20 protein-coding genes are annotated in these 24155 nt (G+C 36.8%); 14 read left to right on the top strand and 6 right to left on the bottom strand.

Annotated features, from left to right (window positions below; all coding sequences use genetic code 11):
- Positions 1–52 precede the first annotated feature (52 nt).
- From G4D63_RS03370 to G4D63_RS03355, 4 genes are all read left to right on the top strand, one after another.
- Positions 53–559 carry a GNAT family N-acetyltransferase gene (locus G4D63_RS03370; RefSeq protein WP_163177685.1) on the top strand — a complete coding sequence of 169 codons (507 nt, stop codon included), beginning with the start codon at positions 53–55 and terminating at the stop codon, positions 557–559.
- Positions 560–769: 210 nt separating this feature from the next.
- Positions 770–2995 carry a formate C-acetyltransferase gene (gene pflB, locus G4D63_RS03365; protein ID WP_163177683.1) on the top strand — a complete coding sequence of 742 codons (2226 nt, stop codon included), beginning with the start codon at positions 770–772 and terminating at the stop codon, positions 2993–2995.
- 47 nt (positions 2996–3042) lie between these two features.
- Entirely contained in the window at positions 3043–3774 is a 732-nt protein-coding gene (gene pflA, locus G4D63_RS03360; RefSeq protein ID WP_163177681.1) for a pyruvate formate-lyase-activating protein, read from the top strand.
- A gap of 391 nt (positions 3775–4165) precedes the next feature.
- Positions 4166–5167, top strand: a complete 1002-nt coding sequence (locus tag G4D63_RS03355) for an HD domain-containing phosphohydrolase (RefSeq protein ID WP_163177679.1) — start codon at positions 4166–4168, stop codon at positions 5165–5167.
- 119 nt (positions 5168–5286) lie between these two features.
- On the opposite strand, the gene G4D63_RS03350 is transcribed toward G4D63_RS03355, so the two are convergent.
- On the bottom strand, positions 5287–6477 hold the full coding sequence (locus tag G4D63_RS03350; RefSeq protein WP_163177676.1) for a chromate transporter: 1191 nt from the start codon (positions 6475–6477) through the stop codon (positions 5287–5289).
- 272 nt (positions 6478–6749) lie between these two features.
- Here G4D63_RS03350 and G4D63_RS03345 point away from each other — a divergent pair, with 272 nt between their 5' ends.
- Positions 6750–7805: an Atu2307/SP_0267 family LLM class monooxygenase gene (locus tag G4D63_RS03345; RefSeq protein ID WP_163177674.1), complete on the top strand. Its 1056-nt coding sequence runs from the start codon at positions 6750–6752 to the stop codon at positions 7803–7805.
- 198 nt (positions 7806–8003) lie between these two features.
- Here G4D63_RS03345 and G4D63_RS03340 read toward each other — a convergent pair whose 3' ends face one another.
- Positions 8004–8564 (bottom strand): FAD-dependent oxidoreductase, encoded by a 561-nt coding sequence (locus G4D63_RS03340; protein WP_163177670.1) that lies wholly within the window; start codon positions 8562–8564, stop codon positions 8004–8006.
- A 107-nt stretch (positions 8565–8671) separates the two neighbouring features.
- On the bottom strand, positions 8672–9106 hold the full coding sequence (locus G4D63_RS03335; protein ID WP_163177668.1) for a MarR family winged helix-turn-helix transcriptional regulator: 435 nt from the start codon (positions 9104–9106) through the stop codon (positions 8672–8674).
- Between the two features lie 593 nt (positions 9107–9699).
- On the opposite strand from G4D63_RS03335, the gene G4D63_RS03330 reads away from it, so the two are divergent.
- The 3 genes from G4D63_RS03330 to G4D63_RS03320 all read left to right on the top strand — a co-directional run bounded on the left by G4D63_RS03330 (position 9700) and on the right by G4D63_RS03320 (position 12028).
- Complete coding sequence (locus G4D63_RS03330) at positions 9700–10221, top strand: DoxX family protein (protein WP_163177666.1); 522 nt, start codon at positions 9700–9702, stop codon at positions 10219–10221.
- A gap of 28 nt (positions 10222–10249) precedes the next feature.
- Positions 10250–10780, top strand: coding sequence for a ribosome hibernation-promoting factor, HPF/YfiA family (hpf, locus tag G4D63_RS03325; RefSeq protein ID WP_163178376.1), 531 nt, complete (start codon positions 10250–10252; stop codon positions 10778–10780).
- Between the two features lie 192 nt (positions 10781–10972).
- Positions 10973–12028 (top strand): lactonase family protein, encoded by a 1056-nt coding sequence (locus G4D63_RS03320; protein ID WP_163177663.1) that lies wholly within the window; start codon positions 10973–10975, stop codon positions 12026–12028.
- A 135-nt stretch (positions 12029–12163) separates the two neighbouring features.
- Here the strand turns inward: G4D63_RS03320 and G4D63_RS03315 are convergent, their stop codons facing one another.
- Complete coding sequence (locus G4D63_RS03315) at positions 12164–13348, bottom strand: FAD-dependent oxidoreductase (protein WP_163177661.1); 1185 nt, start codon at positions 13346–13348, stop codon at positions 12164–12166.
- A gap of 154 nt (positions 13349–13502) precedes the next feature.
- The gene (locus tag G4D63_RS03310; protein WP_163177659.1) at positions 13503–14291 is read right to left on the bottom strand and encodes a CPBP family intramembrane glutamic endopeptidase; all 789 of its coding nucleotides are present in this window, start codon (positions 14289–14291) and stop codon (positions 13503–13505) included.
- 201 nt (positions 14292–14492) lie between these two features.
- On the opposite strand from G4D63_RS03310, the gene G4D63_RS03305 reads away from it, so the two are divergent.
- From G4D63_RS03305 to G4D63_RS03295, 3 genes are all read left to right on the top strand, one after another.
- Entirely contained in the window at positions 14493–15662 is a 1170-nt protein-coding gene (locus tag G4D63_RS03305) for a sensor histidine kinase (RefSeq protein ID WP_163177657.1), read from the top strand.
- 5 nt (positions 15663–15667) lie between these two features.
- Positions 15668–16330: a response regulator gene (locus tag G4D63_RS03300; protein WP_163177654.1), complete on the top strand. Its 663-nt coding sequence runs from the start codon at positions 15668–15670 to the stop codon at positions 16328–16330.
- Between the two features lie 595 nt (positions 16331–16925).
- Positions 16926–17528, top strand: coding sequence for a YczE/YyaS/YitT family protein (locus G4D63_RS03295; RefSeq protein ID WP_163177652.1), 603 nt, complete (start codon positions 16926–16928; stop codon positions 17526–17528).
- 99 nt (positions 17529–17627) lie between these two features.
- On the opposite strand, the gene G4D63_RS03290 is transcribed toward G4D63_RS03295, so the two are convergent.
- On the bottom strand, positions 17628–20717 hold the full coding sequence (locus G4D63_RS03290) for an efflux RND transporter permease subunit (RefSeq protein ID WP_163177650.1): 3090 nt from the start codon (positions 20715–20717) through the stop codon (positions 17628–17630).
- A gap of 98 nt (positions 20718–20815) precedes the next feature.
- On the opposite strand from G4D63_RS03290, the gene G4D63_RS03285 reads away from it, so the two are divergent.
- The 3 genes from G4D63_RS03285 (at position 20816) to G4D63_RS03275 (ending at position 24078) form a co-directional block, all read left to right on the top strand.
- Positions 20816–21670, top strand: a complete 855-nt coding sequence (locus G4D63_RS03285) for a TetR/AcrR family transcriptional regulator (protein ID WP_163177648.1) — start codon at positions 20816–20818, stop codon at positions 21668–21670.
- Between the two features lie 298 nt (positions 21671–21968).
- The gene (locus G4D63_RS03280) at positions 21969–23129 is read left to right on the top strand and encodes a TraB/GumN family protein (RefSeq protein ID WP_163177646.1); all 1161 of its coding nucleotides are present in this window, start codon (positions 21969–21971) and stop codon (positions 23127–23129) included.
- Between the two features lie 187 nt (positions 23130–23316).
- On the top strand, positions 23317–24078 hold the full coding sequence (locus G4D63_RS03275; protein WP_163177644.1) for a hypothetical protein: 762 nt from the start codon (positions 23317–23319) through the stop codon (positions 24076–24078).
- The last annotated feature ends 77 nt before the right edge of the window (positions 24079–24155 follow it).

Genomic DNA, 24155 nt, shown 5'->3' with positions numbered 1-24155 from the left:
TAAAATATGTTAAAATGGAGTAGCTTTAATAAACTTACAAGGAAGGTGAAGGATGGTTATTTATTTAGTTTTACTTAATGAAGTATACTTTGAAAGTTTATATAAATTTGAATGTGAAAACAGGAACTACTTTGAAAAGATGGTGCCGAGTCGTGGAGATGAGTACTATCAATATGATGTGTTTATTACTAAAAATAGTGAACTACTAAATGAAATAAGAAGTGGGACATCCTATTTTTACCTAATAAAAAATGATATAGGTGAGATCGTAGGAAGAATGAATCTTATTGATATTGACCATGGTACACGTAAAGGAAGCATTGGTTACCGTGTTGGGGAGAATTTTATTGGTAAAGGAATAGCAAATAAAGCCCTTCGTCTCCTTCTTTTAGAAGCGGATAAATATAATGTCATGGAGCTACATGCGAAGACAACTAGTCATAATATTGCCTCCCAAAAAGTGCTGGTTAAGGCTGGTTTTAAAGAAAGCATTAGGAGAGAGGAAATTGATGTTAACAATAATAGACTACAGTTTATTTTTTACAACTTGATTAGATAGGGACCTTCATAAAGAGGTTCCCTTTTTTAATTGTTAAATAGTGCTCCCACCAGTGTGATATCCATCACTTTCAACTTGAGACTTTCGAGCTATATTTGAAGTATAAGAAGTTCATTCCTCACAAGATAAGTAACGAAGACGAGTAGAGATGAACTCTTTTGTGAAATCAATCACAATATAGGGTATTCATTTGAAAGGCGGGTATTGTCGATGAACTACTGGAGAGGGTTTATTAAAGGGAATTGGCAAAGTAATACAGATGTTCGGGAATTTATTCAGTTGAATTACAAGTTATATGAAGGTGATGAATCATTCTTACAACCTGCTTCAACGAGATCCCAACTTTTATGGAATCAGATTATGGATTTAACGACTCAGGAACGAGAAAATGGTGGCGTTTTGAATATGGATACAAGTATCGTATCAACCATTGTTTCTCATGGGCCGGGATATTTAAATAAAGATATCGAACAAATAGTGGGGATCCAAACAGATGAACCGTTTAAACGTTCTCTACAGCCATTTGGTGGGATTAGAATGGCAGTGGATTCATGTGAGTCGTATGGCTATAAAGTGTCACCCGAGGTGGTTGATACATTTACAAAGTACCGAAAAACACATAATCAAGGAGTATTTGATGCTTATACTGACGAAATGAAGCTTGCCAGAAAGGCTGGAATCATTACAGGATTGCCGGATGCTTATGGTCGGGGAAGGATCATTGGTGACTACCGGAGAGTGGCTCTTTATGGGGTGGATCAGCTGATTCAAGAAAAACTACAGGAGTTAAAGCAATCAAATCATGTTATGTCAGAAGATTTTATACGAGAAAGAGAAGAAATATCAGAGCAAATTCGAGCTCTTCAAGAATTAAAGCAGATGGCCGGGCTCTATGGGTTTGATATTTCAATTCCTGCTTCTAATTCACGGGAAGCGTTTCAGTGGTTATACTTTGCTTATCTAGCAGCAATAAAAGAACAAAATGGTGCCGCAATGAGTCTTGGTCGGGTATCTACGTTTCTAGATATCTACATTGAACGTGATTTGGAAGAAGGAACGATTACAGAAGAAGAAGTGCAAGAGTTGGTCGATCATTTTGTTATGAAATTAAGGCTAGTTAAGTTTGCTAGAACACCAGATTATAACGAATTATTCAGTGGAGATCCTACCTGGGTAACCGAAGCAATCGGAGGAATTGGTTTAGATGGTAGACCTCTTGTTACAAAGAACTCGTTCAGATTTCTGCATACTCTTACAAATTTAGGTGCTGCACCAGAGCCAAACTTAACAGTGTTATGGTCAAGCAAATTGCCCAATAAATTTAAGCGCTACTGCGCAAATATGTCTATTAAGACGAGCTCCATACAATATGAAAATGATGATTTAATGAGACCTGAATTTGGAGATGATTACGGAATCGCATGCTGTGTAAGTGCGATGAGAATCGGTAAACAAATGCAATTCTTTGGTGCGCGTGCCAATCTTGCTAAGGGATTACTTTATGCGATAAACGGTGGAATGGATGAAGAGTTAAAACTGCAAGTGGCTCCAGCGTTTCCTGGAATAAAGGATGAGTATCTTGTTTATGAAAAGGTTATTCAAAACTTTGATTATGTCATGGAATGGCTAGCTCAGTTATATATGAATACTTTAAACATTATTCATTACATGCATGATAAGTATAGCTATGAAAGAATTGAGATGGCACTCCACGATCGTGAAATCATTCGAACGATGGCTTGTGGTATTGCAGGTTTATCTGTTACAGCAGACAGCTTAAGTGCGATCAAGTATGGAAAAGTAAAGATTATTAGAGATGACAGTGGACTCGCCGTTGATTACCACATAGAAGGGGATTACCCTAAATATGGTAACAATGATAACCGAGTAGATGAGATCGCTGTGTGGTTGGTAAAAACTTTTATGAGTAAATTAAAGAAGCATAAGACATACCGTCAGTCTATTCCTACGATGTCTGTTCTAACCATAACGAGCAACGTAGTTTATGGAAAGAAAACAGGTAATACCCCGGATGGTAGAAAAGCGGGTGAGCCATTCGCTCCTGGTGCCAATCCTTTACATGGAAGAGACCAAAAGGGAGCATTAGCATCCTTAAACTCTGTAGCAAAGCTTCCTTATGATTGTTCTTTAGATGGAATTTCCAACACATTTAGTATTGTACCCAAGGCTCTCGGAAAAGAAGAAGAACAGCAGATTACAAACTTAGTAGGAATTTTAGATGGTTATACCTTAAAGAGTGGTCATCATCTAAACATCAATGTATTTAACCGTGAAACCTTGCTAGATGCGATGGAACATCCTGAACTTTATCCACAGCTTACGATCCGAGTTTCCGGGTATGCCGTTAACTTTATAAAGCTCACGAGAGAGCAGCAAACAGATGTAATTAATCGTACTTTCCACGAATCTTTATAGGGAGGCAGTAATGTTCCTCCCATATCATCAACATGGGGGGAACTGACATGATAGGAAAAGTGCATTCGATTGAAACCTGTGGCACAGTAGATGGACCTGGATTAAGGTATATCGTATTTTTACAAGGGTGTTTATTACGATGTAAATATTGTCACAATCCTGATACATGGGAGATTGGTAAGGGAAGAGATATGACTGTAGAAGAAATAATCTCAGATGTGATGGATTATCTTCCATACTTTGAAAGTAGTGGAGGTGGCATTACTGTTTCAGGTGGAGAACCATTACTTCAAATTGATTTTTTAATAGAATTGTTTAAGAGGTGTAAGGAGTTAGGGATTCATACAACAATTGATTCTTCAGGTGGGTGTTATCATGAACACCCTGAATTTCTAAGAAAGCTAGATTTGTTACTGAATGTAACAGATTTAATTTTGCTAGATCTAAAGCAATTAGAACCTGCTAAACATATAGCATTGACAGGTATGAAGAATGAACATATTCTTGCCTTTGCTAGATATTTATCATCAAAGAAGAAAAAAATTTGGATTAGGCATGTTCTAATACCTGGTAAAACAGATGATAGTAAAGATTTAACTCTACTAAAGGAGTTCATTGATCAATTATCAAATGTGGAGAAGGTAGAACTCTTACCATATCATCAATTAGGTGTGTACAAATGGAAGGAGTTGGGGTTGAAGTATGAACTCGAGAATGTACTCCCACCAACAGATCAGGAGGTTCAAGAGGCGAAGAGAATATTAAACATTCGACAGTAGAGCTTAGGCCACTCCTTGTTAAAGGAGTGATCTTTTTTTGTTTGAAGTTTCGGTAGTTACGCAATTCTGTTTAGTTTTCACGCAATTAACTTCCGAGTTTACGCAATTATGTAGGAAGTCACACAATAAGTACATGGACTCGTGCAATTGCATGGATTCACACGCAATAGCCTTAAAAAGGGTATAAAAACAAATTATCAAATTTAAAAAAAATTTAAATGCTACCAAAATCACCTCTTTCTTGCAGCAACGTGTGAGAAATATCACAGAATCTATTAGTCTATCATAGTAAACTGATACCAAATGCAGAAATTAGTTAAATTCAGTAGCAAAGATTTTGAGAAACAGAATATTTTGTGGAAAGCCTTAAACGAGAAGGGAAGCTCCATCTATGATGAAAACCAAACAAGCGCCTCAGGAACTGTTACTATATCTAAAGCTATCAGATGGGGTTATTATTACAGACGAAAACCATATCATCTTAGAAGTAAATGCTCAATATGAACAGATCACCGGTTTTGTAAGAGAATCAATAATAGGCTTAAAAGCAGGCTTCTTAAAGTCTAACCATACACCTCTGGCAACCTATCAGCAGCTTAAAGAAAACCTTGCACAAGGAATTCCTTGGTCAGGTGTACTTATTAACCGGAAAAAATCTGGGGTTTTATGGCATTCCTCCATTTCGATTACCCCTGTTCAAGTTAATGAAACATTATTTTTTATAGGTGTATTTCGTGAATTAGAACAGCTTAAACAAGGTGTCTATATATCAGAGGATCAAAGAGTCGAAACACAAAGAGAGCTACTAAAGGTATTGGCTATTTCTTGTGAAATAAGAGATCCGGGAATAGAAGATCATTTAATTAGAGTACAAGACTTAACCAAACAGTTAGTTGAGGTGTATCAGAAGGAGAATAGCTATAAGCTAGCAGAGACTTATGTACATAATATTATCCATTGTAGTATACTCCATGACATTGGTAAGGCTGGGATCCCAGAAGGAATATTGTATAAACCTGGTTCTCTTACAACGTTTGAACGGAAAATCATTGAAATGCATCCCTTGATGGGAAATGATATTTTAAAGAAAATATCAACAAACATAAATCATGAACTTATTACGAGTTTAGAAGTAGCAGAAAACATTATTATGTATCATCATGAAAAATGGAATGGGACGGGCTATCCCAATGGCCTGAAAGAAGAAGAGATTCCTTTTGAGGCAAGACTGGTTTCCATTGTTGATGTATATGATGCATTAACTAGCCGAAGATCTTATAAAGAAGCATGGTCTGTCCAACGCGCAATTTCTTATTTAAATGAACAGAAGGGAATACAGTTTGATCCAGGTCTGGTTGATCTATTTAGTGAACTAATCTTTAACGATGAATGATCTATGTGGTAAGTTATCAGAAATTGGATTAGATTGCCCAAGAGTAAGGAAAAAAGAAAACCGTAAATGTTTTTTAAACATTTACGGTAAAGTTAAACTTCATGTTTCAATACAACAGTTTACCCATAAATGAGTAAACCACCTAATGCCCCAGCTAGTACAACCAGCCATGGAGGAAGTTTCCAATACACTAGCAGACTAAACAATACCGCAGCAAATGCAAAATCGATTGGAGAAATGATAGAACTAATCCAGATTGGGTGGTAAAATGCTGCAATTAAAATCCCAACTACGGCAGCATTAACTCCTAATAATGCTCCCTTTACCTTCGAATGATTTCGTAATACATTCCAGAATGGAAGAGTGCCATAAATGAGTAAAAAAGCAGGTAGGAATATGGCGACAGTTGCTACTAATCCACCTTTCCATCCATTTATTACAGCCCCGATATAGGCAGCAAATGTAAATAGCGGACCCGGAACGGCTTGTGCAGCTCCGTATCCAGCTAAGAATGCTTCTTCAGTTAACCAACCTGTTGGAACAAATTCTCTTTCTAATAAAGGTAGAACTACATGACCTCCACCAAACACTAAAGAGCCTGATCGGTAAAAACTATCAAACATCGCAATCCATTCAAGGGATGTTAGATCTCTTATGATAGGCAAAATAACTAGTAACCCGAAAAATACCATTAGACATAAGGTAGCAATGCTACGCGAAATGGGAAACTCTGTTGTTGGTTGGTCATGATCAACCTTCACATTTTTGTAAATAATAAAGCCCAAAAGGCCTGCAACTACTATTACTGCAATCTGCGTAAATGCTGTTGGCCATAAAAGCGTAACAATCAAAGCGAATAAGGCAATCGCTTTTCTATTAAGATCGGGAGTCAATTTCTCGGCCATCCCTAGGATTGCATGTGCTACCACTGCTACTGCTACTAGTTTTAATCCTTGAATCCAACCAGCAGTTGTTATGTTGAACTCTTGTAACAGAATTACGAATAAAATCAGTGCAATAACAGAAGGTAGTGTAAAGCCGATGAATGAAACAATACCACCAAGCATTCCAGCTCTCATAACCCCAATTCCAATCCCTACCTGACTACTTGCAGGTCCAGGTAAAAACTGACATAAAGCAACCAAATCAGCATAGCTTTTTTCATCCATCCAGTTTCTTCTCTTTACATATTCCTGATGAAAGTAGCCGAGATGGGCAACTGGCCCTCCAAAGGAAGTGAAACCAAGCCTAGTAGAAATAAACAGGAGTTCCAATAATAGTTTTAATCGGTTCGTTTCAAATTTTTCCATTACTTATATCACCTTCATTCCTTTCAATAGGGAGTATAACGTTTCAACGATATACTCTAGTATCTTGTGTAAATAACTCTCCTTTTACAAAATAACAAAAATCATCCTCAAATTCTATGTGAATTAGGTAAGAGTTTTGTAGATAAGAGAGGTAAGCCTATAGATTGGATATGCCTAAACTATTTTAGTATGATAAATTTTATGAACCTATGCTTATTAGACGTAATAAGTTTTTTAACGGAGCAAAGAAAGATAGAAGGAGGAGTTATTAAGTGGAAATTGGAATTAGTACATTTGTGGAAACAACACCAGATGTTCATACGGGCAAAGTAAAAAGTCATGCAGAGAGAATACGTGAGGTTGTGGAAGAAATTGTATTAGCAGATCAGGTGGGACTAGATGTATTCGGAGTGGGGGAGCATCATCGAGAAGATTTTGCAGCATCATCACCAGCGATCATCCTTTCAGCAGCTGCCTCTAGGACAAATCGAATTCGCTTAACCAGTGCAGTGACCGTATTATCTTCAGCAGATCCTGTACGTGTATTTCAGGATTTTGCTACCTTAGATGCCATTTCAAATGGACGAGCGGAGATTATGGCAGGACGTGGATCTTTTATTGAATCGTTTCCTCTGTTTGGATACGATTTAAAAAATTATGACGAGCTCTTTGAAGAGAATTTGGAACTGTTATTAAAAATTCGCGAATCAGAAAAAGTTACCTGGAGGGGAGGCCATCGACCTGCTATCCAAAATCGTGGGGTGTACCCACGCCCAGTTCAAAATCCCCTACCTGTTTGGATCGGGAGCGGCGGGAATTCTGAATCAGTTGTACGTGCAGGTCTTCTTGGATTACCACTAGTCTTAGCCATTATCGGTGGTAGGCCCGAGCAATTTGCACCACTCGTTCAGCTCTATAAGGATGCTGCTACTCACGCCGGTCATGATCCTAAGAAGCTAACTGTGGCATCTCATTCACATGGCTTTATTGCTGAGGACACAGCAGTTGCAGCTGATAAGTTCTTCCCGTCTACTCAGCTTGTTATGAATAAATTAGGACGAGAGCGTGGATGGGGGCATTATGACAGGTCGAGTTTCGATGCAGCTCGTAGCTTTGAAGGAGCGTTATATGTAGGTGATGCTGACACGGTTGCAGAGAAAATCATTCATCTAAGAAAAAAGGTGGGCATTACTCGTTTTATGCTACACGTACCAGTGGGTTCAATGCCGCATGGGGATGTAATGAAGGCGATTGAATTATTAGGTAAAGAGGTTGCTCCACGTGTTAAGGATGTAATTTCCAAGTGGGAAAAGGATGGCGGGAAATAAAGATGTAGATAAAGGACAGCGGTTTAAACGCTGTCCTTTTAGAAAGTAAAGTTGTTAATGATGTTGTGTAGTAATCTAGCTCCAGCACCCAGACCCTCGAGGTCAAATGTTCCTTAGAGAATAAAGGGGAAACCACCCTTTTTTCTCTAAGGAACATTTGCTTGTCGGGTCTAATCGGGGTGCTTGCGCCTTTTGTTCTTATTTTAATAAATCATGGTCAACATAGCGCTCACCATTTAGTTCACTAATAATATTAATCGCAACAGCTGCTCCATTACCAGCCGTAACAATCGTATGCACACTAACTCCAGCTACCGTTCCAGCTGCCCAAATTCCATCAATATTTGTTCGACCGTTTTGGTCGACTTCAATGATGGACTTAATTCTTGGCTCGGTTCCAGGAACGATCGTTAATCCCACTTTATCAGCAAGGTCAGTTAAAGCACCTGTTGCAAACAATACATGCTTTGCTTGATACTCTCCGTTTTCACCTTGAATTGTAAAGCCAGCGTCTGTTTTAGTAATAGTTAAGATTGATTCATCCTTAAACTCTGCTCCAAACTTAGTAGCCTGCTTTTTTCCTGTTTCAACAAGATCAGGACCTGCAATTTCATTTACACCATAGTGGTTCTCAACCCAAGCACGGTTTGTCATACTCTTACCATTTTCAAATACTAATGTCTTCTTTCCTGCCTTTGCTGTAAAGATTGCAGCACTAGCTCCAGCCGGACCTCCACCAATAATTGCGATATCATACATAGTAGTTAACCTCCAAATAGTGAAATTTATATAAATAGAAGAGCGTAAATGTCTTCTACTTAATAATATGGTTGTTGTAGCAACTAAAGGAGCGAAACAAACAAAAGCTAAATTAGCTTTTGTACATTTCTGTTCATTTTTGAAAGAATTCTTTCAAACTCTATAAGCTCTTTTTTCGTTATGTCATGACAGACTATTTCATTAAAAGCTTCAGCAATAGGAATGATTTCTTCTCCAAGTTCTTTTCCCTTTTGAGTTAGGTAAAGACGAACAGAGCGCCGGTCATGATCACAATTTATTCTTTTAATGAAGCCCTTCTGTTCAAGATTAGATGCCATTCTAGCAATGTTTGTTTTATCCTTATCTAGGCTTTCGACAAGTTGATTTTGAGTTAAGCCATCTTTTTCCCAAAGTAACATCATGATTAAGTTCTGCTCAGGGGCAATGTTATAAGGCTCTAATTTTGATTTAATAAAGCTTGTGAGGTTTAAGTCAGTCTGGTGCAATTTAATACTAATATAATCATGCAAAGATAATTTCAAAGATCATCCCTCACCTTGTAGGGTTTTAGTTGCTACACATACTAAATTATAGGAAAGCGTGTAGTGAATGTCAATACATTGAACCTTTAGAAGCAGCGTGGCTGTTTCTTTGGCTTTATTATAATTTTTTAATCTAATCCATTGGATCTGACTATATTTCTCCCTGCTAGAGTATAGACTTCTACTCTAGATAACTGGGATCCACTCTTTATGCGTCAAATTCGAAATATACGCGCCAAACTGGACTCAATATGCGTCGAATTTGAAATATATGCCCCAAATTGGACTCAATGTGCGTCGAATGAAAATTATATGCGTCTACGTGGTTTAACGACAGTCAACACTAAACACTTATCTTTATATCGTAAATCAACTTTCACCAGTCATTCAGTGACAAAAATCACATTTTTAAATAAAGAGCATGGTGGTATGAACAGTTTGTGAACCGTGTTGTAAAGCGATTTAAAAGGGGATAAAGTAAGAGTATAGAAAGTGAGTGAAAAAGTTCACAAACTTTCTTTAACAAAAGCTAGCTAGCTTAACTAGATTCACATTAACTTGTGAAGTAATTCGCAAACAGGAGATGAATCATTATGGAATGGTTAAGAGGACCGAAAATGGCAATCGTTTGGACAGTACTAAGAGTGTGGTTAGGAATTCAGTGGTTCAAAGCGGGATTCGGTAAAATACAAGAATTTGATGCAACTGGCTATTTAACAGGAGCAATTGGAAAGGCAACGGGTGAGTACCCAACTGTTCAAGGTTGGTATGCAACCTTTCTAAAAGAAGTTGCCTTGCCAAATGTTGAGATTATAAACTTTCTTATCCCTTGGGGAGAGGTATTAGTAGGAATAGGATTAATTCTTGGGGCAGCAACAGTTCCAGCACTTTTAGCGGGAGCATTCATGAATCTGAATTTCTTGCTTGCAGGGACCTTAAGCACTAACCCGATGCTATATACAGTCGCAATGATCCTGTTAGCTGCAGGAGTAGGGGCCTACTACTATGGTGTTGACAGAGTTGCCTTGCCTTATATAAAGAAAAACGTGAAAAAGAGAAACAATCATAACAAGAATGCTAAAAATAATCAGCATAGACCAATTGAAGCTCACTAACTAAAAAAAAGGTAATGGGGGTAAGATGATGAACATTATTCTTCACGCTAAAAACATCACAATTACAGAAGCAATGAAGGGTTATATTGAAGATAAGATTGGTAGAGTAGGAAAGGTTCTAGATAGGGAAAAAGTAAATGTCTATGTAAATCTATCAACTTTTAAACATAAGCATTGTATAGAAGTTACAATTCCTATAGGAGAGAGAACGATTCGAGCAGAAGAACTAACGGACGATATGTACAAGTCAATTGATCTAGTAGAGGATAAGCTTAAAAGAAAAATTAGAAAGGTGAAGACGAAGGTGTTAAGGGAGGTTAGGAAACACGAACCAATCTCTTCACCAGTAATGGAGGAGGAAGAAGAAGACCAGGTTGTTCGAATTAAGAGATTTGATATAAAACCAATGAGTACAGATGAGGCAATTCAACAAATGAATTTGTTAGACCACAACTTCTTCGTTTATCTTAATGCTGATACAGAAGAGATGAATGTTGTATACAAACGTCATAAAGGAGATTACGGTTTAATTGAATCTTCAGCGATAAGCGGGTTTTAACAAAAAGAGAAGCACAGAGAATGTGCTTCTCTTTTTGGCAAAAAAACTGTAAGAAGGGTGGAAATTCTTCTTATTACAAAGCTTTAACCGAGGCTAGTAGTTTAGCCTAAAGTTTGAAAATCGAGTTTACTTGGTCTATGATATAGCTAGTTTTTCTTAAATATGTACGATAAAGGAGAAAAGGTGAATAGCATGAATCAAAAGGTGAGAGGTTACATAGGAACGTACACAAAAGGTGATAGCAAAGGGATTTACTCTTTTAATCTTGATACAGAGAATGCAACAATATCTGAACCTTCATTAGTAGCGGAGCTTGAAAATCCAACTTACCTAACAATCAGTGATGACAATAACTATTTGTTTGCTGTGAAAAAAGAAGGGTCTCAAGGTGGAGCTGCTGCTTACTCAATTAATCATCAATCAGGTGAGGTCCAATTCATAAATAGTCAATTAGAGGAAGGCGCTTCTCCTTGCCATATTAGTGTCAATCAAGGTAATAACCTTGTTGTAACGGCAAACTATCATAAGGGAACAGTTGATTTATATACAGTCGATTCAAACAACGGAAGCATCTTGTCGTTAGTATCTTCTGCGCAACTAGAAGGAACTGGACCAAATCAAGAGAGACAGGAAAAACCGCATACCCATTATTCAGGGTTTACTCCAGATGAAAAGTATGTGGTAGTCGTTGATCTTGGAATTGATAAAATTCTTACATACGCAATAAATAACGAGTCTCTTGTTGAGGTTCAACGTTTTTCTGTTAAACCAGGAAGTGGTCCGAGACATATCGAGTTTCACCCTAACGGTAAAATCGCATATGTGATGACAGAGCTTAGTTCAGAGGTAATTGTACTTTCTTATAATGGAGATCATGGTCAGTTTACAGAGCTTCAAGCGATTTCAACTATACCAAGTAGCTTCACTGAAAATAATCAGGGTGCAGCGATTCACGTCTCATCCGATGGTCAATTTGTGTACGTATCAAACCGAGGTCATAATAGTATTGCTGTCTTTAAAATCAATCAGGACTCAGGAAAGTTAACATTTCTGGAACATACATCAACTGAGGGTGACTGGCCAAGAGATTTTATGCTGGATCCTTCAGAAAGATTTCTCGTTCTTGCGAATCAAGAAACCCATAACATCGTTCTTTACAAACGAGATGAAAGCACGGGGAAATTGACACTTACTGACTCTAGTTTGGCTGTTCCTTACCCAGTTTGTGTTAAGTTTTTAAAAGATTAATTGTACTAGACTCAAATGAAATATACGAAAGCCAACAGAAATTCTGTTGGCTTTTTAAAGTTAGGAGGAAAACTTACCTTATATTTGATGCGCCGTTATTAAGCAGTTTACGTGGCTACTATTTTAAAAACGGACTTACACACCAGTTACAATAGCTTCGGCCGCTTTCCTAGCACCAGAGATATTCCTAGCAGTTGGTCCAATTTCAAGCTCTGCCAGAGCTCCAGCTACATATAAATTATCCATCCACTCTAAGTGGTGACTTACTATGGGGTAACCACATTTTGAACACTTAAGGTTGTGCTCTTGTATAAACGGATCTATCCATGCTTTTCCTGGCATATCATTTTCAAAACCAGTTGCAAGCACGATGGACTGGGTATAGAGTTGGGAATGATCTTGTTCACTATGCCTGATGGCTATGTGATCATCACTCTTATCATAACGGACGTCCTGTATTTCAGCTATTTCAAACTTCAATGATCCAGTTCGTATTGCTCTTTTTACCTTCACAAATAGATCTCTTGTTATGGAACCTTTGTTTCTTGCGTTGCGAATCATTTCTCTTCTTATAGAATAGTCTTTCGTTTCTTTAAACCTTTCCATATATTTTGGACCAAGCCAGCCAGGGTTACTATCAAAATCATGAACTCGGAATGAATGCCGTGTTAGTAATGTTACGTCTCCTGGGAATATAGAGGATAGGTGAAGTGCAGTATGCACAGCTGTAATCCCACCTCCAATGATTGTGATAGGTGGCTTCAGGTTATGGAGACTTTCTAAAGACTGGTCAAATATATGAAATACTTGTTCATTTCTTTGAAGTTTAAGGTCAGATGCCCACGTCGGCAATTTTGGTTGCTCACTTAAGCCGAGAGCAAGTATAACTTTATCGCCTTTGATAGATGTATTACCATTCACTTGTACATCCCATGTACGATTTATTAACTGTAAGCTTGTTACAGTACCTTTTAACCAACATTGATCTATACCATAAATGGAAATTAACTCATCACAATGTTTATTAAATACCTCTAGAGAAGGTCTTTTATATGGACCTAAAAAGGTGTCTCTATACCTATCTTCAGTATTTTTTGCAAACTTTTCTAAGCTAAATGGAGAGGGATCTAGATGGTGTACAAAAGGAGATCGTAAAAAAGGCATAGCTATTTTTTTCGTGCAGTTTTTCCAATTTTGTATTGGACGGTCATGAGGATCAATGATGACAAGTTCTTGTTGTGATGCAGTGTTTGTAGCTAGTAAATAGGCAGCAACTGTTGTTCCTTGAATGCCACCACCAATGATAATCCACTTATACAAGTTTAGAAGCATCCTTTCTCTAGATGTTAGTTGTTAAACGTAATGATTACGTTTTAAATCTTAGCTTATTATGCATATTTAAGCAAGTAGTAGATTTCATTCATAGAAAATAGGATCAAGCAACGTCTGCTTAATCCTAATGGGAAGTTCATAATTAAACTGAAAGGTTGTCAGTTGTTGATGAATTTTTATTACTTTTATGAAAAAGTATGATCGCATATACCGCTAAAACAACAGTTATAGAGGCAAACAAAGTTAAAGAATGAAGAGAGATAGGATCTGAATGTACCCCATATTCACCAGTTGAGAAATATTCAACACCATCTAATATAATATGAAAGACAATGACAGGATACAGACTGTTAGTACGTAATCGAATGGCTGAAAGTATTACACCAGCAGCGAACGTCCATATGGTTTGAAATATAGCGAAAGTAGGATCTCCACCTACGAAGATATTAGTAGAATGTATTAGTCCAAACAAGGCACTAGGTACAAAGATGGCTACCCATGGTCCCCATTTCATAAAGCCACGAAGTAAGATTCCTCTAAATAATACTTCTTCATTTATAGCAACACCGATTGCAGCGATGATCAAAACTAGATTTATAGAGAAGCCCCATGAGTAGATTCCCTTTTCCATTATTATGAATAAGGGTAATAGGAGTAACGGGATAATGGTTAGCCATTCTTTAGGGTGTTTAGGTTTTCTTAGACCAATTTCATCTGCTAAATCTGTCCAATAGACAAGAGTTACTACCACACCAGCATAAACCATCATAAGTAACCAACCGAGATCATCCGCAATTGTTAAATCAGGTCGAAACAATTGGACTAATTCAATTGACGCCATTCCTGCTATTCTACTTAATATTAAAGCAAAAAAAGCGAATATAAATGGGTGTTTCTTTAAGAAGGATTGTGTTGCTTTTAATATTTTCATTGTTTATCATTCTCCTTTAAATTGTTTATTCTTTATCACATCCTCATTATGCAAAAATAGTGGTCATACAACCAAGTGCTTGAAGTAAGTAGTTTTTCATAAAAGTCATATATGACTTCAGTATGACTAAATTAATACATACCTACCATTTTTTGTATTGTATAATTATAATCAAACACCTTATAAAAAGGAGAAGTTGGTATGGAGCCATTACTATATAGTCACTGGGGTTATCGTGCTTTATTTTACACAAGGATAATTTGGGTGTTATCTCATGTGTTAATATTTTGTTATTTGTATAATACTCATGACTTCATTCTGTATCTATTAATCTTTGGAGGTTTTGCTGCGGCAATAATACCACAGCTTTTCTGGATGAAAAGTTTTAGAAAACTAACAGGGATCTATCCTGTGGTAGAGCTCTTTATAAGTGGACTATTTCTTTTGTTTAGCTCCTATATAATTGGAGAGTATTCTTCATACTTAGCAATCCCTGCAATGTGTGCTGCAGCTTTTATTCATACAGTTAAGCTCAGAATCATCTTATGGATTTGGTTTTCGATCACACCTGCCATTGTGATGGCAATTGTTCTTCCATTGTCATCTTTTAACTTATCTATCATTGAAGGTTTTTTCTTTTTTGCATTAGGATGTGGTGTCTGGAAGGTGATTGATACTCAACAAAAAATGAAACATCTTTTAGAGGAAAACGAACGCCAGCGTCGTGTCCTAGAGGAGTATACAAAGCAAGTTGAAACCATTACGTTACTTGAAGAACGGAACAGAATGGCACGAGAGTTACATGATACTGTTGGACATACTCTTACTTCGGTCATTATGGGATTAGATGCTGTTGCCTATCTTATAAATTCTTCACCAGAAGAAGCAACAAAAAATATAAATCAACTGAGAGTAGTAAGCAGAAATGGACTAGAAGAAGTTAGAAATCAAATTCATCACATTGTTCCATCTCATGAAAGAGAAACGCTTTCCGAACAATTGAAAAAAATTGCAAATGAATTTTCACTTCACACAGGGACTAGCATTACTTTTGAAGGGAAAGGACCTGAAGTGATCGTGCCGTTACCATTTCTAACCACACTAGTTCGTTGTCTACAGGAATCATTAACGAATGCAAAACGTCATGGAGGAGCTACTCAAATACATATTACCCTCACCTTTGAAGCTGAGGAGATGAGCTTGACTATTAAAGATAATGGGTCTGGTATGGATGAGATCCAGTTCGGATTTGGATTAGCAGGTATGAAAGAAAGACTTGAAGCCTATCAGGGGGAACTAAAAGTAAAGTCTGATAAGAGTGGCACGATGGTGATATGTTTGTTACCAATTAAGAATCGGAAGGCAGGCTAAATAAAATGATTAAGGTGATACTCGCTGATGATCAGGATTTGATTAGAGGAAGTTTACGAATTGTTTTAAAGGTTGAGCCTGATATAGAGGTAGTTGGAGTAGCTGCCAATGGAGCAGTGGCCATTGACTTATGTGAAAGATATCAACCAGATGTAGTACTAATGGATATACATATGCCAGAGATGAATGGAATCGAAGCTACTAAACAAATTAAGCAAAAGTGGCCTAACATTAGAGTCGTTATGTTGACAACCTTTCATGACATGGAAAATGTTCGCGAAGCGTTGACAGTAGGGGCGGATGGATATTTGCTTAAGGCAATGCAACCAGAAGATTTGGCTTCTAGTATTCGTCTTGTGAATAATGGCGGCACGCTAATTCCTCAGGATATTGCTAAAATGATGGTAGCTGAATGGACAAGTGGTACAGCCTCATCCTCTAATATAAAGAAGAAAAACGAAATGAAATCAAGTTTTAGTCTGACAGAAAGAGAGCTAGACGTTCTTCGTTTAATGGTAAAAGGAAAGGATAATCGGGAAATTGCAAGAAAACTGTATTTAACTGAAGGAACAGTCAAAAACTATATTTCTTCTATTTATTCTAAATTAGATGTAGCAGACCGAATTCAAGCAATATTAAAAGCTCAAGACGAGAAGCTTATAGAATGAATCAACCCAAATAGAGGAAGAGCAATGCCGCTACGACATTGCTCTTCCTCACGTATTTTAAAATGCATTACTAAAATTAATTAAGACAAAGAGTACATTTTAATGAAAACGTTTAGTATTAGCCCCACCTACGCTAAATACCATGATGACCACAGATGTCATCCGACCTACTTTTAGTATAAATGAAAACGTTTACATTTTCAAGTGAAATTGTTATTTAATGGAACAATTTCTTAGGATTTACTTAAAAGTGGGCTGTTAAATACTAGTGTTGAATTTTTGCACTGTTGATTGAAGTGGAAGGACACTAGTGTATAGGAACCTCTACTAAAGGCTGCCACGTCCTGTGGCAAACGTAGAGGTCAGCACATCCTGTGCAAGCGCGGGAAAGCGGCTCACAGACTCGCCTGCGGAAAGCGAGTGTCCTGTAACGAAAATCAACAACAAGGTTAAATACAGCTAAAAAGGTATAACATAGAGAGAGTCAGGAGGATGCTCGACTGTAGTATACAAATAAAAAATGTAGCTGAAATAAGTAACTTTTTTAATAAAGTGATATGCTAAGTAGTACACAATTAAAAAAGGAGCAACAAGAATGCATGCAATAAGAATAGCTTTTTATTTGACAGGACTTCTGATTTTGTCATTTGGAGTCACATTAACCATTAAATCTGATCTTGGTGCTGGGCCATGGGATGCATTAAATGTTGGTTTATCAACTACGATAGGGCTTACAGTGGGAAGTTGGGTAATTATCGTGGGTTTGATTCTAATTGTTATAAATGCTTTATTATTACAAGAGAAACCAGATGTTTTTGCAATTTTTACGATCCTAATAGTTGGGGGATTAATTGATTTTTGGCTATTGTATGTTTTAAATCAATTCGATCCGACAGGTTTACTTTTTAAAATTATTGTATTAATGCTAGGTCTTATCTTTCTATCACTTGGAATCGCAATTTATCTACAAGCAAAATACCCGTTAATTCCTATTGATCGCTTTATGCTTGCCATACAGCATAGACTCAAAGTGAATCTGATGGTTGCTAAAACGATTGCAGAAATAACTGCGCTCATTCTTGCCTTACTATTTAAGGGGCCAATTGGAATCGGAACTATTATTATTGCTCTATCTGTTGGACCATTGGTGCAGCTGTTTTTCCCTCCATTAGAAAGACTAAGAAAAAAGTGGAGCTAAAAAAGGTCGAGAGTCTTTTAAAGACTCTCGACCTCTTTATTTGCAGCTAAATTATAGATAAAGCCCTTGAAGGCAAACAGCATCTTCAAGGGCTTTATATTAGTTTTCTATTACTTCTTTACGATTCTTTTTAAACAGCTTAGATAATACTTCATATACAATTGGAACAATAATCAGTGTTAATAATGTAGAGCTTGTTAAACCACCAATTACGGAAATACCAAGACCCTTCGAAATTAAACCGCCTCCGCCTGAACCAACTGCTAAAGGAACTAATGCACCAATGGTTGCAATGGCTGTCATTAGTATTGGACGTAAACGAGTAGCACCAGCTTCTAGTATTGCATCTCGTAAGGTCATTCCTTCACGTTCCATATGAATAATCCGGTCTACTAATACAATGGCGTTTGTGACGACAATACCGATTAACATTAAGAGCCCCATCATAACGGAAACAGAAATGGTTTCACCGGCAATTAATAATCCAACAAATGAACCAATGACAGCAAACGGTAAGGAGAATAGAATGGCAAATGGCGCCAGACCTTCACCAAATGTTACAACCAAGATAAAGTATACAATCGCAATCGCTGCAAGCATTGCCAGACCAAGCTGTGTGAAAGTTTCATTCATATCTGCAGCAACTCCAGCTACTTCCATTGTTACACCTTGAGGGAGATCAATCTCATTTAGCTCACGATCTATTTCAGTAGTTGCTTTAGAAATATCTTCTTCAATAATGGTTCCTGATACACTAGCATGGTATTCACCTTTGCTTCGTGCAAGTGTGTTTAATGTTGTTCCTTCTTCCACTGTAACTAGGTCAGAAAGTGGAAGCGTCGTTCCAAGTGCTGTCGGGATTTGTTTGTCTAGTATATCTTCAATTGAATCTGGCTGTTCAGCTTCTTCATGCTGAACCAACACTTCTAAAGTGTCACCATCTTTTTCAACTGTAGTTAACATTTCTTCTGTACGATTAGGCATTAACATCATCACAATCTGACCTGTTGTTAATCCATATTGTAATAACTCATCTTGTTCTACCTTGAAGGTATACTCAACATAAGCATCTTCTATACTTGAAGAGACATCTTTTAATCCTTCATTTTCACTCATTACCTCTTCAACCAATTTTACAGATTCATTTAAATCATCTAGATTTTCACCGTAGAATGTATAGCTAACTTCATTGGTTGACATTCCACCACCAGCGGCGAAGTTTTGACTCTTCCATTCTCCGGTTTGATCCATACTGAAAACATACTCTTCAATTTCAGTTCGTTTTTCTGAGAAATTCTCTGTTTCCGGGTCAAAGATTAGGTACATTAAAGCACCACCACCGGCTCCTCCGCCCATCATAACTGACTGAGTATCGCCTTCTTCTGTTATTGAAATCTGAACAATATCAATATCTTCGTGTTTAAGCATTTCTTCTTCAACCATTTGTACATTTGCTAACGTATCTTCCTCTAACTCACCTGCTGAAGGAGTATACGTTAAGTACATAACTTTATCTTCTTCACTACCCATAAAGCTAAAACCAATTAACGGTGTTAGTGCCAAGCTCCCTACAAGTAGAGCAATGGAAACTACTGATGTAATGATTTTATGGTTTAATGTCCAGCGAAGGATTTCTTTGTACCACTGTGATAATTTCCCTGTCTCTTTATGGCTACTTTCTGTCTTTTCACTATATAATTTCTTTCTAAATAAGAAATGAGATAGAGCAGGTACAATCGTAATCGCAACAAGTAATGAAGCAGCAAGAGCAAATGTCATTGTTAGTGCAAATGGCATAAATAGTTCACCGACCATACCACCTACAAAAATGAGTGGTGCGAAAACTGCCACTGTTACTAAGGTTGATGATAAGATAGGTTTGAACATTTCAATTGTAGCTTCACGGATTAACGCTCGCCCTGTTAATTTTTCTTCTTTTAAATGTAGTCGACGATAAATATTTTCTACAACAACAATGGAGTCATCAATTACACGGCCAATGGCAACGGTAATTGCACCCAAGGTCATAATGTTAAGTGTAATTTCCATCCAGTTTAGTAAAAGTAAGGCCATAAAAATGGATACTGGAATAGAAACAATTGAAATAATAGTTGATTTTAAATCACGTAAAAATAACAAAATGATTAGTATGGCGATCAAACCACCAAATAATGCTTTTTCAATCATCGTTGTTACAGATTTTTGAATAGGTTCACCTTGGTCGAGTGTTACATCAATAACAAGACCATCGATTTCACTTTCAAAACTCTCAATTAAATCTTTTACAGCATTTACTACAGTAACCGTATTTTCTTGTTGACCTTTCACAATTTGGATGGCAATTGCTTCCTGTCCGTTAGTACGTGATACTGATTGTACTTTCCCAACTACTTCAATAGTTGCGATGTCACTAAGCTTTACGAATGGAGAAGGACTCGCTTCAGTAGGGGTAACAGGAATAAGCATTTCCTTAAGTTCATCAGCTGTCATGAATTTTCCATCTACTGAAACAGCCTGTTCACCTTCTTCAAATTCGTATAGACCGAGCGAAACAGCAAGGTCGCTTGCTTGAATCATTTCTTTTACTTTGTCTTCCGTTAAGCCAAGCTCGGCCATTTTTACTTCGTCATAAGTAAGCTCTACTTCTTCAATATGCTGTCCGGTAATAGTTGCGGATGCAACTCCATCAATTTTTTCTATTTCCGGAAGGATTGTATCCTCAACTTTATTTGTTAGTTGAACGATGCTTTCGGTTTCACTACTAATACTTAAAGCCACAACCGGCATCATGTTTAAACTGATTGCCGTAATGCTAGGCTCTTGTGCTTCTTCTGGTAAAGTAACTGAATCCAATGCAGACTCTAATGAACGCTTTGCCTCATCCATATCAATACCGTACTCGTATTCCACTTGAATGCTAGAAATGTTAGAATAAGAGTTTGAATAGACAGCTTTTACATCTTCAAGACCTTCAATTGCTTTTTCTAATGGAATTGAAACATCTTCCATTACTTGCTCAGGAGTAGCACCAGGATATACATCCATAACCATTAAGTATGGAATTGATATATTAGGAATTGTCTCCATGTTCATTTTTGTACCGGAATAGATTCCAGATACGGTAATAATAATTGTTAGTAACCAGACAGCAAGTTTATTTTTTATAACAAAATTAACTAAGCCTTTCACGTATACACCCACCCTTAATTGACTTCTTAAGCTCAATTACTTATACTAATGACTAATTGGTCATTTGTCAATTAAATGACATAGGAGCGATATGATAAATGGTGAAAAAACAACTAATTATGGAGCAAGCATTAGAACTGTTTGCAAAGCAGGGAATAGAAGCTACCTCAGTCCAACAAATTACTGAGCAATGTGGCATTTCGAAAGGAGCTTTTTATTTATCCTTTAAATCAAAAGATGAGTTGATTTTGGCATTGGTCGATCACTTTATGATGCAAATGACTTCAGATGTTGACTACGTAGTCAAAGAGGCTAAAACAGAAGAGCTTTTATATAAATTTTATTATGAATCATTTCGTTCACTTCATGTCCATTCTGACTTTGCGAAAATGCTTATTAAAGAACAAGGACATTCTTTCAACGAAAAATTTTTATTGAAGATTCGCTACTATGACTCCTTAACTGAGACGACTATTTCAAACATGTTAGAGCGGTTGTATGGAGAAGAGATTAGCTCCATAAAGTATGACTTGATGTACTGTATAAAAGGATTTATGAGAATGTATACGGAATTGTTTTTGTTTCATAACATACCCTTTGACTTTAATGTTCTATCTAACTCGCTTGTAGAGAAAACCTCCCTATTAGCTACACACACGACAGTCCCCTTTATTTCAGAAGAAATGATACAGATGATGTGTCAGCCGAATCCTCAAGAGATCACGAAGGAGCAAATAGTTGAGTTAGTATCACAAACGATTGGGGAAATGGAAGAGTCAATTGAGAAAGAATCATTAATCCTACTTAATGAGCATCTAACTCATTCCACTTTTAATCGTGCAATAGTAAAAGGCTTATTAGAAAACATTCGAAATCACGCTCATTGTAAATGGGTTTCATACTTATTAAGGAGGTATTTTAATAAAGTGTTACATCAATCATCATTAAAATAGTAGGGGAAAACCTACTATTTTTTTAAAAATGAGAAAGTATATAAATTTTAGTGTTATCCTTAAACGAAATTTTGTAGTAATCCAGCTCCAGCGCCCAGCCCCTCTAGGTCAAATAACCCTTTAAGAGTAAAAGGGAAAAATCACCCTTTTTCTCTTAAAGGAACATTTGCTTGTCGGGGCTAAACAGGGCGCTTGCGCTTTTTATTTTTTATCCAGGATTTTCTTAAAAGATTTGAGTAAAAATGGTAAACTTAATTCACAAGTAGCAAATTGACCTAAAGGAAGAGTGCTAAAATTTATGGATCATATAACAAGATTAACTGTCAACGATAAAGAAATCATTCTAGTTGGTACAGCTCATGTCTCGAAACAAAGTGCCGAGGAAGTAAAGCGAGTTATCGAAAGTGAAAGACCAGATACAGTTTGTATTGAACTGGATCAACAGAGATATCAATCCTTAACGGATGATAACAAGTGGAAAGAAATGGATATTTTTGAAGTGATAAAGAAGAAAAAAGCTTCCTTACTTTTAATGAATCTTGTCATTTCGTCTTTCCAAAAAAGATTAGCCAAACAATTTGGTATTAAGCCTGGTCAGGAAATGATGCAAGGTATTGAGTCAGCGAAGGAAATTGATGCGAAGCTTGTATTAGCGGATCGTAATATTCAGATTACGTTTTCGAGAATCTGGAACGGCTTAGGGCTGTGGGGTAAATCTAAACTGATGATGGTGATTATTGGTAGTATCTTTAACAAAGAAGATATATCAGAAGAAGAGTTAGAGAAAATAAAGTCAGAGGATATGCTAGATTCTATGTTGCAGGAGTTTTCTCAAACCTTTCCTGATTTAAAGAAGACATTAATTGATGAGCGTGACCAATACTTGGCGCAGAAGATAAAGGAAGCTCCTGGTGATAAGGTTGTGGCAGTCGTTGGGGCTGCTCATGTCCCTGGAATTAAAGAAGAAATTAAAAAAGATCATGATTTAAAAGAGTTAAATAAGGTTCCAGTTAAGAAGAATAAATCGAAAATTATAGGGTGGTTAATTCCCGCCTTGATTCTAGGTCTAATTGGTTATACATTGCTTGAAAATCCATCTGCAGGATTGCAGCAAACCATTAGCTGGATCTTATGGAATGGGTCATTTGCTGCTTTAGGAGCAGCGATTGCATTTGCTCATCCACTTGCTGTAATCACTGCCTTTTTTATTGCTCCAATAAGCTCTCTAAATCCCTTGATGGCAGCAGGCTGGTTTTCCGGAATCGTTCACGTTTATTTCAAAAGACCGAATGTGAATGACTTTATACAGCTGTCAGAGGATGTGTATACGGTAAAAGGATTTTGGCGAAATAAGGTTTCACGTGTCTTGCTTATTGTGATCCTTACTAATCTGGGAAGTACATTAGGAACAATTATAGGTGGAGCAGATATCGTAAGGGTATTTTTCGAAAATATATAGATTCTTGATTGTGGTAGACTACTGATAGCGAATGACCTTCAGAGGTTATTTGCTATTTTTTTAAGTAATTCTAGAATACAGTGATGAAACAATCTGATCTTTTTTTTCGTCTGATGTAGAGATGATTGTCAATTTGTCTTAATATACAAGTGAAAAAGATTTCGGGATTGTATGGGGGAGTATGTAGTTGAACAAATATATACTTGTTACGGGTGGACTTATTTTATTCGTAGTAGTGGGATTTCCTTTGTTAGCATTTCTATTAAAGTTATTCTTCTATTTTGCTGATCTTAATCACTTCAAGACTGGGGAAGCAAAAGATCGCGCACTAGAATATGTTGAAGAAAAATATGATGAAGAATTTGTTGTCACTCATGTGGAATACTCTAAACCGCTAGGGGAAGAGGGGTCGTTTAGGATTGACCTTCAATCGGAGCAGAAACCACATCTAGTATTTTGGGTTGGGATGTCTAGCGATTTAAGCAATCCAGATGATAACTATAAGCAAGAATTGTGGAATGTTCAAAGTAATGAATGGATTACACCGTATATTCTAGAAAGTTTTCCAGAGTCAACTAAAATAATCTCTCGAATAAGTTTTGATTACACCTTTCATGACTTGTTTACAGAGCATGATTCTTTCAATGAGATTATAGAGTCAAATGAGGTAGATGTTACCTACCTATTGACTTTAGTTATATTTAAAGATGAAGTTAACATAAAAGAGGAATCCCAAAAGCTTTTCAACTTATGGCAAACGTTGCAGTCAAAAAAGTTTGATCACATTATGTTAGATGTGAGGTATACATCTACTGACTTTAAAAAGAAAGACTATGAGAATCTAGATTATTCTAATTTCACAGTTTCCCTCGATACTAGATTTGCTAGTTTTAAGCCTATTCTAAAGTCAGAGGACATTGAATCAAGATTTAATGTAAGAGAAAAATGACTTGATATATAATAAAGGAAATTACAATTACTACTAAAACAAAAGCGACCAACTAAAAGTTGAGTCGCTTTTGTTTT

It is taken from the genome of Bacillus mesophilus (genome assembly GCF_011008845.1).
In the GTDB taxonomy this organism is placed as follows: domain Bacteria; phylum Bacillota; class Bacilli; order Bacillales; family SA4; genus Bacillus_BS; species Bacillus_BS mesophilus.
This window is presented reverse-complemented; position numbering and strand designations above follow the sequence as displayed.

Coding starts and splice junctions, on each gene's coding strand:
- G4D63_RS03370 (WP_163177685.1), top strand. CDS start 53: ATGGTTATTTATTTAGTTTTACTTAATGAAGTATACTTTGAAAGTTTA.
- pflB (WP_163177683.1), top strand. CDS start 770: ATGAACTACTGGAGAGGGTTTATTAAAGGGAATTGGCAAAGTAATACA.
- pflA (WP_163177681.1), top strand. CDS start 3,043: ATGATAGGAAAAGTGCATTCGATTGAAACCTGTGGCACAGTAGATGGA.
- G4D63_RS03355 (WP_163177679.1), top strand. CDS start 4,166: ATGATGAAAACCAAACAAGCGCCTCAGGAACTGTTACTATATCTAAAG.
- G4D63_RS03350 (WP_163177676.1), bottom strand. CDS start 6,477: ATGGAAAAATTTGAAACGAACCGATTAAAACTATTATTGGAACTCCTG.
- G4D63_RS03340 (WP_163177670.1), bottom strand. CDS start 8,564: ATGTATGATATCGCAATTATTGGTGGAGGTCCGGCTGGAGCTAGTGCT.
- G4D63_RS03330 (WP_163177666.1), top strand. CDS start 9,700: ATGGAATGGTTAAGAGGACCGAAAATGGCAATCGTTTGGACAGTACTA.
- hpf (WP_163178376.1), top strand. CDS start 10,250: ATGAACATTATTCTTCACGCTAAAAACATCACAATTACAGAAGCAATG.
- G4D63_RS03320 (WP_163177663.1), top strand. CDS start 10,973: ATGAATCAAAAGGTGAGAGGTTACATAGGAACGTACACAAAAGGTGAT.
- G4D63_RS03310 (WP_163177659.1), bottom strand. CDS start 14,291: ATGAAAATATTAAAAGCAACACAATCCTTCTTAAAGAAACACCCATTT.
- G4D63_RS03305 (WP_163177657.1), top strand. CDS start 14,493: ATGGAGCCATTACTATATAGTCACTGGGGTTATCGTGCTTTATTTTAC.
- G4D63_RS03300 (WP_163177654.1), top strand. CDS start 15,668: ATGATTAAGGTGATACTCGCTGATGATCAGGATTTGATTAGAGGAAGT.
- G4D63_RS03295 (WP_163177652.1), top strand. CDS start 16,926: ATGCATGCAATAAGAATAGCTTTTTATTTGACAGGACTTCTGATTTTG.
- G4D63_RS03285 (WP_163177648.1), top strand. CDS start 20,816: ATGGTGAAAAAACAACTAATTATGGAGCAAGCATTAGAACTGTTTGCA.
- G4D63_RS03280 (WP_163177646.1), top strand. CDS start 21,969: ATGGATCATATAACAAGATTAACTGTCAACGATAAAGAAATCATTCTA.